This window comes from Streptomyces saintjeani, assembly GCF_055409605.1.
In genome coordinates this window covers 8,172,767-8,192,031 of record NZ_CP189624.1, presented here as the reverse complement: position 1 = coordinate 8,192,031, position 19,265 = coordinate 8,172,767, and the positions used below count along the sequence as shown (strand labels likewise).

The 19,265-nt window shown below is 69.5% G+C and carries 1 protein-coding gene; it reads right to left on the bottom strand.

Translation table 11 applies throughout. From position 1 onward, the window contains the following. Positions 1 to 24 precede the first annotated feature (24 nt). Complete coding sequence (locus tag ACQCO7_RS36755) at positions 25 to 19,116, bottom strand: type I polyketide synthase (protein WP_464075861.1); 19,092 nt, start codon at positions 19,114 to 19,116, stop codon at positions 25 to 27. Positions 19,117 to 19,265: the final 149 nt, after the last annotated feature.

Below are 19,265 nucleotides of genomic sequence, written 5' to 3'. Positions count from 1 at the left end.
AGCCTGTCCTGCGAAACCGTCATCTCAGTGCCTTTCGTCCAGGACAAAGTCGATGAGCGCTTCCGCGTCCATCTCGTCGAGCTGTTTCTCCGTGTTCGTGGGCGCGTCGTCCTCGCTCGCGCCGGCCAGCCGCAGCAGCACGTCCATCAGTCCTGCGTCCCGCAACCGCGTGAAGGGGATCGAGGCGAGCGCTTCACGCAGCCGCGCCTCGGCCGAGTCGGCGTCCGCTGTGGGCGCGAGCCGGGTGTGGAGATATCCGGCCAGCCGCGACACCGTCGGGTGGTCGAACGCGAGCGTGGCGGGCAGTTGCAGACCTGTCGCTGCCGCCAGCCGGTTGCGCAGCTCCACCGTCGTCAGCGAGTCGAAGCCCATCTCCCGCAACGCCTTCTCAGGATCGACGCCCCCTGCCGAGGCGTGCCCCAAGACGGTCGCGACATGGCCACACACCAGATCGAGAAGAAGCCGTTGCTGGTCGGCGGTGGTCAGGGCCGCCAGCCGCTGGACCAGGCCGGAGCCGTCCTGGTCACCCGCTCGGGCGACCGGCCGGGCCGGTCCACCGGCCACCAACCCCCGCAACAGCGGAGGCACCGGCTCGGATCCACCATGTCGTGGGAGGTCGAGCCGGATCGGGGCGAGATTCGCTTCCGAGCGTCGGCAAGCCAGATCGAACAACGCCAGCCCCTCCGCCGCCGGCATGGCACGCACCCCGGCCCGGCCCAGCCGGGCATGGTCGCTGTCGCCCAGATGCCCGGTCATACCACTGGCATCGGCCCACCAGCCCCACGCCAACGACACAGCCGGCAAACCCTGCGCCTGCCGGTGCGACGCAAGAGCGTCCAGGAACGCGTTGGCCGCGGCATAGTTGCCCTGCCCCGCAGCACCCGAAGTCGCCGCGAAACTTGAGAACAGGACGAACGCGGCCAGGTCCAGCCCGGCGGTCGCCTCGTGCAGGTACCACGCCGCGTCCGCCTTCGGACGCATCACGGCATCGACCCGCTCCGGCGTCAACGACATGATCGTCCCGTCGTCCACCACACCCGCCGTGTGGATCACCGCGGTCAGGGGATGCTGTTCCGGTACCCCGGCGATCAGTTCGGCGACGGCGTCCCGGTCCGATACATCACACGCCACCACCCGTACCTGGGCGCCCAGTCCGGTCAGTTCCTCGACCAGTTCCCGCGCCCCCGACGCGGACGGCCCCTGCCGGGACACCAGCGTCAGATGCCGCACTCCGTGGCGGTCGACCAGGTGCCGCGCCAGCAGACCACCCAGCGTGCCGGTCCCACCAGTGATCAGCACCGTGCCGTCCCAGGCAAGGCCGTCAGAAACAGGCAGGGTCAGCGCGCCGGTGTCGGGACGGGCCAGCCGCCGCACCAGCACCTGACCACCACGCACCGCGAACTCAGGCTCATCCCCACCCGCCAACCCCACCACAACCGGCACATCACCAACCCACGACTCCACATCAGCCAACACCAACCGACCGGGATGCTCGGACATCGCCGAACGAACCAACCCCCACACCGCCGCACCCGCCAGATCCAGCACATCCAAACCAGCCCCGGCAGCCACCGCCCCACGCGTCAGCACCACCAGCCGAGCCCCGGTAAGCCTCTCCTCCGCCAGCACCTCCCCCACCACACCCAACACCCGACCGGTCAGCACCCGCGCCTGCACACCCCGATCACCCTCCACCGAACCCACGCAGGCAACCACCAGCACCTCAGGCACCGGCGCACCCGCCCCCACCGCCTCCAGCAGATCGGCCACCCCGGCGTAACACGACGCCCCCAGCGACTCCAGATCCGGCACACCGGCACCGATCACCGCCCACGACCCAGCCGACACCTCACCCTCGACATCGGGCAACACCGACCACTCCACACTGAACAACGACCGCTGCCCCACCCCGGACCTCAGCAGCCCTGCCCCCACCGGCCGCAACACCAACGCATCCACCGACACCACCGGGACGCCGCTCTCGTCAACCGCGTCCAGGCAGAGTGCGCCGTCCTCAGTGACCGACAGCCGTACCCGCAGCGACCGTGCGCCCGAGGCGTGCAGCGACACTCCGCTCCAGGAGAACGGGAACCCGCCTTCACCGCCTGCGGGCAGGAACGCGGCGGCGTGCAGGGCGGCGTCGAACAGCGCCGGGTGGATACCGAACTCACCTGCCCGCTCGGCCGCTTCCTCCGGCAGCCGCACCTCGGCGAAGACCTCCTCGCCTCGCCGCCATGCTGCTTGCAGTCCCTGGAAGGCCGGGCCGTATGCGTAACCCGTCCCGGCCAGGCCCTCATAGAACCCGTCCATCGGCACCGGTTCCGCTCCTGCTGGCGGCCACACCGCTTCCTGCCACACCGGCACGGATGCCTCGGAAGCCAGCGTCCCACCGGCATGCCGTGCCCAGTCCGTCTCCTCCTCCGGGCGCGCATACACGCTCACCGCACGACGGCTTGACTCCACCGGCGCCCCGACCACCACCTGCACCTGCACAGCCCCGCGCTCCGGCAACACCAACGGCCGCTCCAACGCCAGATCCTCCAGAACACCACACCCCACCTCGTCACCAGCCCGCACCAGCAACTCCACGAACGCCGTGCCCGGCACCACCACCACACCCCGCACTGCGTGGTCGGCCAGCCAGTCGTGCGAGGCCAGAGACAGGCGGCTGGTGAACACCACACCCTCATCACCGGCCAACTCCACCGCCGCACCCAGCAACGGGTGGCTCACCGACGTCAACCCCATACCCCGTGCATCTCCGGCCACAGCCCGGGAGCGCGGCCAGTACCGCTCACGCTGGAACGCATACGTCGGCAACTCCACCACCGAACCCCGGCCCACCACCGCAGACCAGTCCACCGGGACGCCGTGGGTGTGCAACGTGGACAGTGCGGCCATGACCGTATGGACCTCAGGCCGGTCCCGACGCTGGACCGCGACGAACAACCCGTCCACCGCACCCGACCCCAACCCGCTCAGCACACCGTCCGGACCCACCTCAACGAAACGCGTCACACCCCCAACACCCAACTCCCCCAGCATGTCCGCGAACCGCACCGGCTCACGCACCTGCCGCACCCAATACTGCGGACCGCACACCTGGGCGGCCGGAACCGTCATCCCCACCGACGGCTCCTTGAACTCCACCTGCCCCAGCACCTCGGCAAACGGCGCAAGCATCGGGTCCATCAGGGGCGAATGGAACGCGTGACTGACCCTCAGGCGCCGCACCTTCCTGCCCTGAGCGCGCCACAGCTCACCCATCGCCCCCACCACCCCGGCATCACCCGACAGCACCACGGAGCGGGCGGCGTTGACCGCCGCGAGAGCAGCCAGCTCACCCCATCCCTCAACCTCACCCGCCACCGAGACGATCTCCGCCTCACTCGCCTCCACCGCCAGCATGACCCCCTCAGCAGGCAACGCCTGCATCAACCCCGCCCGCGCCGCCACCACCCGACACGCATCCCGCAACGACCACACACCCGCCACATACGCCGCCGCCAACTCCCCCACCGAATGCCCCACCACAAAATCAGGTACCACACCCCACGAACCCAACAACCGGAACACCGCCACCTCGAAAGCGAACAACGCCGGCTGCGCCCACCCCGTCTCCCTCAACCGCCCCTCATCCCCACCGAAGACAACCTCCTCCAACGACCCCGGCAACAAACCCTCAAACCCCGCACACACCTCCCCGAACACCTCCGCGAACACCGGAAACTCACCCGCCAACTCCCGCCCCATCCCCACACGCTGCGCACCCTGACCCGTGAACAAGAACGCCGTCCGGCCACCCGCACCAGCCACCCCGGTCACCACCCCGGCACCCGGCTCCCCCACAGCCAACCCGGCCAGCCCCGCCATCAACTCGTCCCGACCCGCACCCAGGACCACCGCACGGTGCCCCAAACTCGCCCGAGTCGACACCAACGCCGCACCCACATCGACCGGGTCCAGACCCGGATCCGCCTCCACGTGCGCCGCCAGCCGCCGCGCCTGCCCCCGCAACGCCAACTCCGACCTCGCCGACAACACCCACGGCACCACCGACGGCGACACCACCACATCGGAGACCGGTTCAAGCTCAGGAGCCTGCTCCAAAATCACATGGGCGTTGGTGCCGCTGACGCCGAACGAGGACACCCCCGCCCGCCACGGCCGGTCCACCACCGGCCACGGACGCTGCTCCGTCAACAACTCCACCGCACCAGACGACCAGTCCACCTCAGGCGTCGGCGCATCCACATGCAACGTCCGCGGCAACACACCCCGCTGCATCGCCAACACCATCTTCATCACACCAGCAACACCTGCCGCGCCTTGGGTGTGACCGATGTTGGACTTCAGCGACCCCAGCCACAGCGGGCGATCCGCCGGCCGGTCCTGCCCGTAGGTGGCCAACAGCGCCTGGGCCTCGATCGGGTCACCCAACCGAGTACCGGTGCCATGCGCCTCGACCACGTCCACCTCGGCGGCGGTCACACCGGCACTGGCCAACGCCTGACGGATCACCCGCTGCTGAGACGGACCGTTCGGCGCCGACAACCCGTTCGAGGCACCATCCTGATTCACCGCCGAACCCCGCACCACCGCCAACACCCGATGACCATTACGCCGGGCATCAGACAACCGCTCCACCGCCACCAACCCGACGCCCTCGGCCCACCCGGTGCCGTCGGCCGACGCGGCGAACGCCTTGCAGCGGCCATCGGCCGCCAGCCCGCCCTGAACGGCGAACTCGGCAAAGACCCCTGGTGTGGCCATCACCGTCACACCACCGGCCAGCGCCAGATCACACTCCCCCGACCGCAGCGCCTGCGCAGCCCAGTGCAACGCCACCAACGATGACGAACACGCCGTGTCCACCGTCACCGCAGGCCCTTCCAACCCCAACGTGTACGCGATCCGCCCCGACAACACGCTGCCCGCACCACCGGTCAGCCGGTATCCGTCCAGTTCGTCCGAGGCACCCCCGACAGCCTCGTAACCCGAACCGGCCCCGCCCACGAACACCCCGGTCCTGCTGCCCTTCAGCGTGTTCGGGTCGATCCCGGACCGCTCCAGCGCCTCCCACGCCGTCTCCAGCAACAACCGCTGCTGCGGATCCATCCCCAACGCCTCACGCGGCGAAATCCCGAAGAACCCCGCGTCGAACTCCGCCGCCTCATGGAGAAAACCACCTACCCGAGCAAAACCGTCACCACCCAGATCCCAGCCACGCTGCGTCGGGAACGCCGAGATCGCGTCAACACCACCCGCGAGCAAAGCCCACAACTGCTCCGGCGACGACACCCCACCCGGGAACCGGCACCCCATCCCCACAATCGCGATCGGCTCATCCAGCTCGGCCTTCACCACAACGGGAGCCACCGGCGCGGCCTCGACCGTGCCGGTCAACTGCTGTCGCAGGTGGGTGGCCAACCGCGACACGGTCGGGTGGTCGAACGCCAACGTCGCAGGCAGCCGCAGCCCCGTCGCCGCCACCAGCCGGTTACGCAACTCCACCGTCGTCAACGAATCGAAACCCATGTCCCGCAACGCCTTCTCGGCGTCAACGGCCCCCGCAGAGGCGTGTCCCAGAACGGCCGCGACATGACCACACACCAGATCAAGAAGCAGCCGCTGCTGATCAGCAGCAGTCAGACCGACCAACCGCCCAGCCAGACCGGAACCGTCCCGAACACCCGCACGGGCAACCGGCCGGGACCGCCCACCATGCCGTGGCAGGCTGGACAGCGAGCGCTGTTCATCCCCGGACTCCAGCAGTTCCGCTCGCAACGGTCGCAGTGTCAGCGAGTCCACCGACAGGACCGGGGCGCCGGTGTCATCAGCCGCATCCAGGCAGAGCCCACCGTCCTCAGTCGCGGACAACTGCACCCGCAGTGACCGTGCGCCCGAGGCGTGCAGGGACACACCGCTCCACGCGAACGGGAGCCCGCCCTCGACATCACCAGACAGGAATACGGCAGCGTGCAGGGCAGCGTCGAACAGTGCCGGATGGATCCCGAACTCCCCCGCCCGCTCGGCCACTTCGTCGGGCAGCTGTACTTCGGCGAAGACTTCCTCGCCTCGCCGCCACACCACCTGTACTCCCTGGAAGGCCAGCCCGTATCCGTAGCCCGTCCCGGCCAGGTCCTCATAGAACTCGTCCACCGGTACCGGTTCCGCTCCCGCAGGCGGCCATGCCGTCAACTCCGCACCCACCGCCGCTGCCTCGGAAGTCAGCGTTCCGCTGGCGTGCCGTGTCCAGCCCGCTTCCTCCTCCGGCCGCGAGTACACACTCACCGCACGACGACCCGACTCCACCGGCGCCCCGACCACCACCTGCACCTGCACAGCCCCACGCTCCGGCAACACCAACGGCCGCTCCAACGCCAAGTCCTCCAGAACACCACACCCCACCTCGTCACCAGCCCGCACCACCAGCTCCACGAACGCCGTGCCCGGCACCACCACCACACCATCCACCACGTAATCGGCCAGCCACTCATGCGAAGCCAAAGACAGCCGACTGGTGAACACCACACCCTCACCACCAGCCAACTCCACCGCCGCACCCAGCAACGGATGACCCACCGACGTCAACCCCATACCCCGTGCATCTCCGGCCACAGCCCGGGGACGCGGCCAGTACCGCTGGTGCTGGAAGGCATACGTCGGCAACTCCACCACCGAACCCCGGCCCACTACCGCGGACCAGTCCACCGGGACGCCGTGGGTGTGGAGAGTGGACAGTGCGGTCAGCAGTTGCTCAAGTTCGTTCTCGTCCCGGCGCAGGCTCCCCGTCACAACCGCCGCGGGATGAGGTTCGAACAGCGTCTCTTCCAGGCTAGGAACCAGCACCGGGTGCGGGCTGACCTCCACGAACACCCCGTAGCCGGCCGTGGCCAGCACCGGGGTGGTCTCGGCCAGCCGTACCGTCTCCCGCAGGTTGCGGTACCAGTAGCCCGCATCCAGCTCACGGGTGTCCGTCAGCTCACCGGTCACCGTGGAGTAGAACGCAACTGTGCCCTCCACCGGGGCGATGTCTGCCAGAGCCTCGACCAGCTCGTCCCTGATCTCGTCCACCTGCGCGGAGTGCCCCGCGCAATCGGTGTCCATCCGGCGGGCCCGGAAGTCCTCCGCCTCACCCGCCACGACCAGCTCGGTCACCGCCTCCGCATCCCCGGAGACCACCACCCACGAGAGCCCGTTGACCGCCGCGACCGACAACCGTCCTTCCCACCGGGCGATCAACGACTCCACCTCGACCAGCGGTAGCCGCACCGACACCATCCCGCCATGCCCGGCCAGCGACCTGGCAAGCAGATGGCTGCGCACCGCGACGATCCTGGCCGCGTCGGCCAGCGACAGTCCGCCCGCCACGCAGGCCGCCGCGATCTCGCCCTGCGAGTGCCCCACCACTGCGGCAGGTGTCACGCCCAGCGACTGCCACACCTGAGCCAACGACACCATCACCGCCCACAACACCGGCTGCACCACTTCGACCCGTGCCAGCGCCTCCTCGTCCCCCAGCGCCTCCAGCAGATCCCACTCCACGAACGGGGCCAGCGCCTGAGCGCACTCCCGCATCCGCTCCGCGAACACCGGGGAAGCCACCAGCAGGCCCCGCGCCATACCCGCCCACTGCGAACCCTGGCCGGGGAACACGAACACCACACCACGCCCACCGGCCGTGCTCTGGCCAGCCCTGCCGGTCACTATCCCGGTGCCCGGTTCTCCGGTAGCAAGCCCGGTCAGCCTCGCGATCAGCTCATCCTTGTCCGTGCCCAGGACAACCGCACGGTGCTCCAGACTCGCCCGGGTCGACACCAGTGCCGCACCCACCTCGACCGGGTCGAGTCCCGGATCAGCTTCCACGTGTGCCGCAAGCCGCCGCGCCTGCTCCCGCAACGCCGACTCCGACCTCGCCGACAACACCCACGGCACCACCGACGGAACCACCACCGGAGCAACAACATCCACATCAGAGGCCGGTTCAAGCTCAGGAGCCTGCTCCAAAATCACATGGGCGTTGGTGCCGCTGATCCCGAACGAGGACACCCCCGCCCGCCACGGCCGGCCGACCACCGGCCACGGCCGCTGCTCCGTCAGCAACTCCACCGCGCCGACCGACCAGTCCACTTCCGTGCTCGGCTCGTCCACATGCAAGGTGCGGGGCAGTTGCCCGTGCTGCATCGCCAGCACCATCTTGATCACACCGGCCACTCCTGACGCGCCTTGGGTGTGACCGATGTTGGACTTCAGCGACCCCAGCCAGAGCGGACGATCCGCCGGCCGGCCCTGCCCATAAGTGGCCAGCAGGGCCTGGGCCTCGATCGGGTCACCCAACCGAGTACCCGTGCCATGCGCCTCCACCACATCCACCTCAGCGGCGGTCACACCAGCACTGGCCAACGCCTGCCGGATCACCCGCTGCTGCGACGGGCCACTCGGCGCCGCCAAGCCGTTCGAGGCGCCGTCCTGGTTGATCGCCGAACCCCGCACCACCGCCAGCACCCGATGGCCATTGCGCCGGGCATCAGACAACCGCTCCACCGCCACCAACCCGGCGCCTTCCGCGAGCCCGACCCCGTCGGCCGACGCGGCGAACGCCTTGCAGCGGCCATCGGCCGCCAGTCCGTCCTGAACGGCGAACTCGGCAAAGATGCGCGGTGCGGACATCACCGTCGCACCACCGGCCAGCGCCAGATCACACTCCCCGGACCGCAGTGCCTGGACCGCGAGATGCAGGGCCACCAGCGACGACGAGCACGCCGTGTCCACCGTGATCGCGGGCCCTTCCAGCCCCAGCACGTACGCGATCCGCCCCGACAACACGCTGTCCGCGCCACCGGTGAGCCGGTATCCGTCCAGTTCGGCCGAGGCATCCCCGACAGTGTCGTACCCAAAACCGGCCCCGCCCACGAACACCCCGGTCCTGCTGCCCTTCAGCGCGTTCGGGTCGATCCCGGACCGCTCCAGCGCCTCCCAGGCCGTCTCCAGCAACAACCGCTGCTGCGGATCCATCGCCAACGCCTCACGCGGCGAGATTCCGAAGAACTCCGCGTCGAACCCGGCCACATCCTCGACGAACCCACCCAGCCGGGCGAACCCGTCACCGACCAGATCCCAGCCCCGATCACCAGGGAACTCACCCACCACATCAGCCGAGGACATCACCGCATCCCACAACTGTTCCGGCGACGACAGCCCGCCGGGGAACCGGCAGCCCATCCCGACGATGGCGATCGGCTCGTCCGGCTCAGCCTTCACCACAACGGGAGCCACCGGCGCGGCCTCGACCGTGCCGGTCAGCTGCTGTCGCAGGTAGGTGGCCAGCCGCGACACGGTCGGATGGTCGAATACCAGCGTCGCGGGCAGCCGCAGCCCCGTCGCCGCCGCCAGCCGGTTACGCAACTCCACCGTCGTCAACGAGTCGAAGCCCATGTCCCGCAACGCCTTCTCGGGATCGACGACCCTTGCGGAGGCGTGTCCCAGAACGGTGGCGACATGACCACACACCAGATCAAGAAGCAGCCGCTGCTGATCAGCAGCGGTCAGACCGACCAGCCGCCCAGCCAGACCGGAACCGTCCCGAACACCCGCACGGGCAACCGGCCGGGCCGTCCCACCCGCCACCAGGCCCCGCAACAACGGCGGCACCGGCTCAGACCCGTTGTGTCGCGGCAGTTCGAGCCCGACCGGAACCAGATACGCCTCCGGACGCCGGCAGGCCAGGTCGAACAACGCCAGCCCCTCCGCCGCCGACATGGCGCGCACCCCGGCCCGGCCCAGCCGGACACGGTCACTCCGGCCCAGGCCCCCCGTCATGCCACTCGCATCGGCCCACCAGCCCCACGCCAACGACACAGCCGGCAAACTCTGCGCGTGCCGGTGCAACGCCAGCGCGTCCAGGAACGCGTTGGCCGCGGCATAGTTGCCCTGCCCCGGAGTACCCGAGGTAGCCGCGAAACTGGAGAACAGAACGAACGCGGCCAGGTCCAGCCCCGCGGTCGCCTCGTGCAGATACCACGCCGCATCCGCCTTCGGACGCATCACCGTATCCACCCGCTCCGGCGTCAACGACATGATCGTCCCGTCGTCCAGCACACCCGCCGCATGAATCACCGCGGTGAGAGGGTGCTCCTGCGGCACCCCGGCGACCAGCTCCGCGACGGCGTCCCGGTCCGCCATGTCACAAGCCATCACGGTCACACTCGCCCCGGCCGACCCCAGTTCAGCCACCAGGTCCGCCGCGCCGGGAGCGTCCAGCCCACGACGGCTCACCAGCAACAGATGCCGTACCCCGTGCCGGTCGACCAGATGCCGCGCCAACAGACCACCCAGCGTGCCGGTCCCACCCGTGACCAACACCGTGCCGTCCCCGACAAGACCACCGCCTACCGGCACCGCCAACGCCCCGGCATCCGGACGGGCCAGCCGCCGCACCAGCACCCGACCACCACGCACCGCGAACTCAGGCTCATCACCACCCGCCAGCCCCACCACCACCGGCACATCCCCAACGAACGACTCCACATCAGCCAACACCAACCGCCCGGGATGCTCAGCCATCGCCGAACGCACCAACCCCCACACCGCCCCACCCGCCAGATCCGGCACATCCTCCCCAACCCCGGTCGCCACCGCACCACACGTGACCACCACCAGACGCGACCCACCCAACCGCTCCTCGGCCAACACCTCCCCCACCACACCCAGCACCCGCCCCGTCAACACCCGCGCACCCACACCCCGATCACCCTCCAACAACCCCACACACGCAACCACCACCACATCCGGCACCGGCACACCCGCCTCCACCAGATCACTCACCCCGGCATAACACGGCACCCCCAACGACTCCACATCCAGCCCACCAGCACCGATCACCGCCCACGACCCAACCGGTCCCTCGTCCCCGACACCCGGCAACACCGTCCACTCCACACTGAACAACGACCGCCGCTCATCCCCGGACTCCAGCAACTCCGACCACACCCGCCGCAGCTCCACCGACTCCACCGACACCACCGGAGCACCCGTGTCATCAGCCGCATCCAGACGGAGCACGCCGCTCTCAGTCTCCGACAGCCGTACCCGCAGCGACCGTGCGCCCGAGGCGTGCAGCGACACACCGCCCCACGCGAACGGGAGCCCACCCTCGACATCACCAGACAGGAATACGGCGGCATGCAGAGCGGCGTCGAACAACGCCGGATGGATCCCGAACTCCCCCGCCCGCTCGGCCACTTCGTCGGACAGCCGCACCTCGGCGAAGACCTCCTCACCCCGCCGCCATACCCCCCGTACCCCCTGGAAGACCGGCCCGTATCCGTAGCCCGTCTCGGCCAGGTCCTCATAGAACCCGTCCACCGGCACCGGTTCCGCTCCCGCAGGCGGCCATGCCACGTCCTGCCACACCGGCGCGGAAACTCCTGACGCCGTCAGCGTTCCGCCGGCGTGCCGTATCCAGCCCACCTCCTCCTCCGGCCGGGAGTACACACTCACCGCACGACGACCCGACTCTGCCGGTGCTTCGACCACCACCTGCACCTGCACAGCCCCGCGCTCGGACAGCACCAACGGCCGCTCCAACGCCAAGTCCTCCAGAACACCACACCCGACCTCGTCACCAGCCCGCACCAGCAGTTCCACGAACGCGGTGCCCGGCACGACCACCACACCATTCACCATGTAATCGGCCAGCCAGTCGTGCGAAGCCAGAGACAGGCGGCTGGTGAACACCACACCCTCATCACCGGCCAACTCCACCGCCGCACCCAGCAACGGATGACCCACTGACACCAACCCGGCGCCCCGTACATCGCCGGCCACAACCCGGGGACGCGGCCAGTACCGCTCACGCTGGAACGCATACGTCGGCAGATCGACCACCGAACCCCGGCCCACTATCGCGGCCCAGTCCACCGGGACGCCACGGGTGTGCAACCGTGCCGCAGCAACCAGCAGTTGTTCGGGGTCGTTCTCGCTCCGGCGCAACGTCCCCGTCACAACCGCCGACGGATGAGACTCAAACAGCGTCTCCTCCAGGCTGGGGGTCAGCACCGGGTGGGGGCTGACCTCTACGAATGTCCCGTGGCCGGCCTCGGCCAGTGCCCGGGTGGTGTCGGCCAGCCGCACCGTCTCCCGCAGATTGCGGTACCAGTAGCCCGCGTCCAGCTCACGGGTGTCCGTCAGCTCACCGGTCACGGTGGAGTAGAACGCGACCGTGCCCTCGGTCGGAGTGATCCCGGCCAGTGCCTCGACCAGCTCCGCCTCGATCTGCTCCACGTGCGGGGAATGCGACGCGTAGTCCACCTCGACCCGGCGAGCCCGGAAGTCCTCCGCCCCGCCCGCCGCGACCAGTTCGGCCACCGCGCCGGCGTCCCCGGACACCACCACCGACGACGGCCCGTTGACCGCCGCGACCGACAACCGCCCCTCCCACCGGGCCACCAACGACTCCACCTCAGCCAGCGGCAGCCCTACCGACACCATCCCGCCCCGACCCGCCAACGACCCCGCGATCATCCGGCTCCGCACCGCGACGATCCTGGCCGCATCGTCCAGCGACAGTCCGCCCGCCACGCAGGCCGCAGCAATCTCGCCCTGCGAATGCCCCATCACCGCAGCCGGTGTCACCCCGAACGACTGCCACACGTGCGCCAGCGACACCATCACCGCCCACAACACCGGCTGCACCACATCAACCCGCCCCAACGCCCCCTCATCCCCCAACACCTCCAACAAATCCCACTCCACGAACGGCGCCAACGCCCGAGCACACTCCCCCATCCGCTCCGCAAACACCGGCGAAGCCGTCAGCAGTCCCCGCGCCATACCCACCCACTGCGAACCCTGACCAGGGAACACGAACACCACGCCCTGCTCGCCAGCCGCACTCTGACCGACCCCGCCGGTCACCACCCCAGCACCCGGTTCCCCCACCGCAAGCCCGGCCAGCCTGGCGATCAGCTCACCACGGCCCGCGCCCAGAACCACCGCCCGATGCTCAAAGCTCGCCCGGGTCGACACCAGTCCCGCACCCACACCCACCAGGTCCAGCCCCGCATCCGCCTCCACATGCGCCACAAGCCGCCGCGCCTGCTCCCGCAACGCCAACTCCGACCTCGCCGACAGCACCCACGGCACCACCACCGGCTCCACCTCCACACGGGAGGCCGGTTCAAGCTCAGGAGCCTGCTCCAGAATGAGGTGGGCGTTGGTGCCACTGACCCCGAACGAAGAAACCCCCGCCCGCCACGGCCGATCCACCACCGGCCACGGTTGCTGCTCCGTCAGCAACTCCACCGCACCAGACGACCAGTCCACCTCAGGGCTCGGCTCGTCCACATGCAATGTCCGCGGCAACACACCCTGCTGCATCGCCAGCACCATCTTGATCACACCAGCGATACCGGCAGCCGCCTGGGTGTGACCGATGTTGGACTTCAGCGACCCCAACCACAGCGGACGATCCACCGGCCGCTCCTGCCCGTAGGTGGCCAGCAGGGCCTGGGCCTCGATCGGGTCCCCCAACCGAGTACCCGTACCGTGCGCCTCGACCACGTCCACCTCGGTGGCGGTCAGACCGGCGTTGGCCAACGACTGACGAATTACCCGCTGCTGGGAGGGACCGTTCGGCGCCGACAGCCCGTTCGAGGCGCCGTCCTGGTTGATCGCCGAACCCCGCACCACCGCCAACACCCGGTGCCCATTGCGCCGGGCATCAGACAACCGCTCCACCACCACCAACCCGACGCCCTCAGCCCACCCGGTGCCGTCGGCCGACGCGGCGAACGCCTTGCAGCGACCATCCCCCGCCAGCCCGTCCTGAGCAGCGAACTGGACAAAGATCTCCGGTGTGGCCATCACCGTCACACCACCGGCCAGCGCCATCGAGCACTCGCCGGACCGCAGTGCCTGGGCCGCGAGATGCAACGCCACCAGCGACGACGAACACGCCGTGTCCACCGTCACGGCAGGCCCTTCCAACCCCAGCACGTACGCGATCCGCCCCGACAACACGCTGCTCGAACCACCGGTGAGCCGGTATCCGTCCAGTTCGGCCGAGGCATCCCCGACAGTGTCGTAACTGGAATCTGTCCCGCCCACGAACACGCCGGTCTTGCTGCCCTTCAGCGTGTTCGGGTCGATCCCGGACCGCTCCAACGCCTCCCACGCCGTCTCCAGCAACAACCGCTGCTGCGGATCCATCGCCAACGCCTCACGCGGCGAAATCCCGAAAAACCCCGCGTCGAACCCCGCCACGTCCTCGACGAACCCACCCACCCGGGCAAAACCGTCACCGACCAGATCCCAGCCACGTTGCGTCGGAAACGCCGAGATCGCGTCAACACCACCCGCGAGCAAAGCCCACAACTGCTCCGGCGACGACACCCCACCCGGGAACCGGCAGCCCATCCCGACGATGGCGATCGGCTCGTCCGGCTCGGCCTTCACCACAACGGGAGCCATGACCTGCGCTTCCGAACCCAGCAGCTCCGCCCCCAGATGCTCAGCCAGCACGGCCGGGGTCGGGTAGTCGAAGACCAGGCTCACGGGCAGCACAAGACCGGTAGCCGCCGCCAGCTTGTTCCGCAGCTCCACCTCGGTCAGCGAGCTAAAACCGATATCGCGGAAGGCCCGCCCGTCCGGCAGAGCATCAGCGTTGTCGAAACCGAGAGTGACCGCAGCTTCCCGCCGCACCAGATCCAGCAGCGCCCGCGTACGTTCCCTCTCCCCCAGCCCGGCCAGCCTGCGCCGCAACGCCGACTCACCACCCGGCCGGGCGAGTGCCTTGCGCGCCTCCGGAATGCCTGAGAACAGAGCACTCGGCCGCTCGACCGTGAAACTCGGCGCGAACGTCTCCCAGTCGGTGTTCGTCACCGTGAGAGTCACCGAACCGTCGCGCACCGCCCCCTCCAGAGCCGCCATCGCCAACTCCGGCTCCATCGGGAACACACCACGCCGCCTGTACCCCTCCACAGACTCAACGCCGGCCGCCCCCATGCCCGGACCCGCCCACAGACCCCAGGCGATCGACGTCGCAGCAAGCCCCGCGCCATGCCGATATCCCGCCAGCCCGTCCAGGAAAGCATTCGCCGCCGCATACGCCGCCTGCCCCCCAGCACCCCAACTCGCCGCACCCGACGAGAACAACACGAACGCCTCAAGGTCCAGCCCCGCCGTCAACTCATGCAGATGCCACGCAGACACCATCTTCGCCCGCAACACCCCATCCAACCGCCCCGGCTCCAACTCCCCCACCGGCACATACCCGTCACCGATCCCCGCCGCATGCACCACCGCCGTCAAAGGGCACTCCGCCGGCACCCGCCCCAGCACCCCCGCCAGCGCCTCCCGGTCAGCGACATCACACGCCTCCACCGTCACCCGCACACCCAGCGCCTCAAGCTCCTCACGCAGACCCACCGCACCCGGAGCCTCCAGACCCCGGCGGCTCACCAACACCACATGCTCAGCACCACGCGCCACCACCCACCGCGCCACATGACCACCCAGACCCCCCGTCCCACCCGTAATCAGCACCGAACCACTCAGCCGCACCCCAGCACCCGCCTCCGCACCCCCGGCCCGGACCAGACGACGCCCATACACACCCGACCCCCGCACTGCCACCTGATCCTCATCACCCGTCAGGACCCGCCGCAACAACCCACCGGTCTGTCCGTCGAGCACAGCAGGCAGATCGACCAACCCACCCCACCGACCCGGCAGATCCAACGCCACAGACCGCCCCAACCCCCACAACGCCGACTGCACCGGACTCACCAACAGATCCCCCGACCCCACCGACACCGCACCCCGCGTCACACACCACACCCGCGCACCGATCCCACAGTCCCCCAACGCCTGGACCAACCCCACCGTCCCCGCCAGACCCACCGGCGTAGCACCGAACCCCGCACACGCCTCCTCGACCACACCCAGCAACGACACCACCCCAGCCAGCTCAGGCAGATCCGCCAACCGCCCAGCCAACTCGGCACGATCCGTGTCCCCGGCCACCTCCAGCCGCACCACCCCAGCACCCAACGCCCCCACCACCGAAGCCACCCACGCATCCTCACCCCACCCGACAGGCACCACCACCAGCCAACCACCCGACAACACACCCCCAGACGCCCCGGGCAACAGCTTCCAGCTCTCCGCAAACCGCCACCCCTCCACCACCGACCCAGCCCGACGACGCTCACGCCACGCCGCCAACGCCGGCACCACCTCACCCAAAGCCCGCTCATCGACCCCCAACTCCGCCGACAACAACCCCACATCCGACCCCTCCACCACCGACCACAACTCATCGTCCGCCCCCACCACGGGCTCGGACACCGCCTCCGGCCAGTACCGCTCACGCTGGAACGCATACGTCGGCAACTCGATCGCCGGACCCTGGCCCACTATCGCGGCCCAGTCCACCGGGACACCACGAGTGTGCAACCGAGCCACAGCAGCCAGCAGTTGCTCTGATTCGCCCTCACCCCGACGCAACGTCCCCGTCACAACCGCCCCCGGATGAGACTCGAACAGCGTCTCCTCCAGACTCGGAACCAACACCGGATGCGGACTGACCTCAACGAACACCCCGTAGCCAGCCGCAGCCAGCGCCTGGGTCGTGCCCGCCAACCGCACCGTCTCCCGCGCATTGCGGTACCAGTACTCCGCATCCAACTCACGGGTATCCGTCAGCTCACCCGTAACCGTGGAATAGAACGCAACACTCCCCTCCACCGGCACGATGTCCGCCAGAGCCCCGACCAGCTCGGCCCTGATCTCCTCCACCTGCGGAGAATGTCCCGCGCAGTCCGTGTCCATCCGGCGAGTCCGGAAGCCCTCCGCCTCGCCCGCGACGACCAGCTCCGTAACGGCGTCGGCGTCCCCGGACACCACCACCCACGAGGGCCCGTTGACCGCCGCGACCGACAACCGCCCCTCCCACCGAGCGATCAACAACTCCACCGCAGCCAGCGGCAATCGCACCGACACCATCCCGCCCCGCCCGGCCAGTGACTCGGCGAGCAGCCGGCTGCGCACCGCGATGACCCTGGCCGCATCCGCCAACGACAGCCCACCCGCCACACACGCCGCAGCGATCTCCCCCTGCGAATGCCCCACCACCGCAGCCGGCACCACCCCCAACGACCGCCACGCCTGCGCCAACGACACCATCACCGCCCACAACACCGGCTGCACCACATCCACCCGCCCCAACGCCTCCTCGTCCCCCAGCGCCTCCAGCAGATCCCACTCCACGAACGGCGCCAACGCCCGAGCACACTCCCCCATCCGCTCCGCGAACACCGGTGAGGACAGCAGCAGTCCCCGCGCCATACCGACCCACTGCGAACCCTGACCGGGGAACACGAACACCACACCACGCCCACCGGCCGCGCTCTGACCAGCCACCACCCCAGCACCCGGTTCCCCCGCCGCAAGCCCGGCCAACCCCGCGATCAGCTCACCACGGCCCGCGCCCAGAACCACCGCCCGGTACTCAAAACTCGCCCGGGTCGACACCAACGCCGCACCCACACCCACCGGGTCCAGCCCCGCATCCGCCTCCACATGCGCCACAAGCCGCCGCGCCTGCTCCCGCAACGCCGACTCCGACCTGCCCGACAACACCCACGGCACCACCCCTGGCACGGCCGACGCCACAGGCTCCCCCTCAGGGACCCGAACAGGCGCCTCCGCCAGTACCAGATGACAATTCGTTCCGCCCATCCCGAACGCACTCACCCCGGCCACCAGCCGCCGCCCCTGCTCGGGCCACTCCGCGAGGCGGGTATGCACGCGCAGCCGAAGCTCGTCCAGCGGGATGTCCGGACCGGCTTCCACGAAGTTGAGGCTGGGCGGAAGCAGGCGGTGCCGGAGGCTCAGCACCACCTTGAGCATCCCCGTGATACCGGCCGCGCCCTCCAGGTGACCGACGTTGGTCTTGACGGAACCGACCAGCAGCGGGGAATCGGCCGGACGCCGGGTGCCGAGCGCGGCGCCGAGCGCGGCGGCCTCGACCGGATCGCCGACCTTGGTACCCGTGCCGTGCAGTTCGACGTACTGCACCTCGGCGGGGTCCATCGAGGCGCGCCGGTACGCCTCTTGGATGACGTCCGCCTGGGCCGACCGGCTGGGGACCGCCAGGCCGCTGCCGTCGCCGTCGCCGTGGCCTTCGTTGTTGACCGCGCCACCGGCGATGACGCAGTAGATCTTGTCCCCGTCGGCGAGTGCGTCGGCCAGCTTCTTCAGCACGACCACCGCGCCGCCCTCACCGCGGGCGTAGCCGTTGGCCCTCGCATCGAACGTGTAGCAGCGCCCGTCCGGCGACAGTGCCCCGATCTTCCAGGCGCTGACAGTGCTCTCGGCCAGGATGTTGAGGTTCACCCCGCCCGCGACGGCCACGGTGGACTCGCCGCGCCGCAGGCTCTCACAGGCCATGTGCACGGCGACCAGCGACGAGGACTGCGCGGTGTCCACCGTCAGACTCGGTCCGCGCAGTCCCAGGAAATGCGAGACGCGGTTCGCGATGATCGCGCGGCTGGACCCCGTCAGGGTGTGCTGGCCGATCGCCTCCTGTCCGAGACGGCTCATCAGAACGGCGTAGTCGTCCCCCATCGCGCCGACGAACACGCCCGTACGGCTGCCGCGCAGTGTCGCCGGGACGATCCGCGCGTCCTCCAGCGCCTCCCAGCTCAGTTCCAGCAGGAGCCGCTGTCGCGGGTCCATCGCCACGGCCTCCTTCGGGGAGATCCCGAAGAAATCCGCGTCGAACTGGTCTATCCGGTCGAGGAACCCGCCGCGGCGGGGGGAGTGCGTATCGCCGGCCCACCGGTCGTCCGGCGCTGCGCCGGTCGCGTCGACGCCCTCACGCAACAGCCGCCAGAACTCGGCCGGACCGGCCGCTTTCGGCAGGCAGCAGGACAGGCCGACGACGGCGATCTCGCCAGCATCGGTCCCATCGGCCGTGAGTGCTACGTCAACACCGTTCATCGCTGCCCCTTGCCGACAAGACCTGGGTGGATTCGCGCCCTTGGGAGTAAACAGCTCGGCCGGATCGGCTCCATAGGTTCGCCAGCCCAAAACAGCGGGCGGATCCTGCATTCAAGGGCCGAGCAGGTGCTGGACCATTGGTTTCACGGCGCACCACGACCGGTGCCCTGGACCGTCCGGGCCGGCAGCGGGGAACGCGGCGGCGCGGGCACCCGGACGTCCGCGCGCGGATCGCGTCCGTACCCGGAGAACTCCCGTCG

Coding starts and splice junctions, on each gene's coding strand:
- ACQCO7_RS36755 (WP_464075861.1), bottom strand. CDS start 19,116: ATGCAGGATCCGCCCGCTGTTTTGGGCTGGCGAACCTATGGAGCCGAT.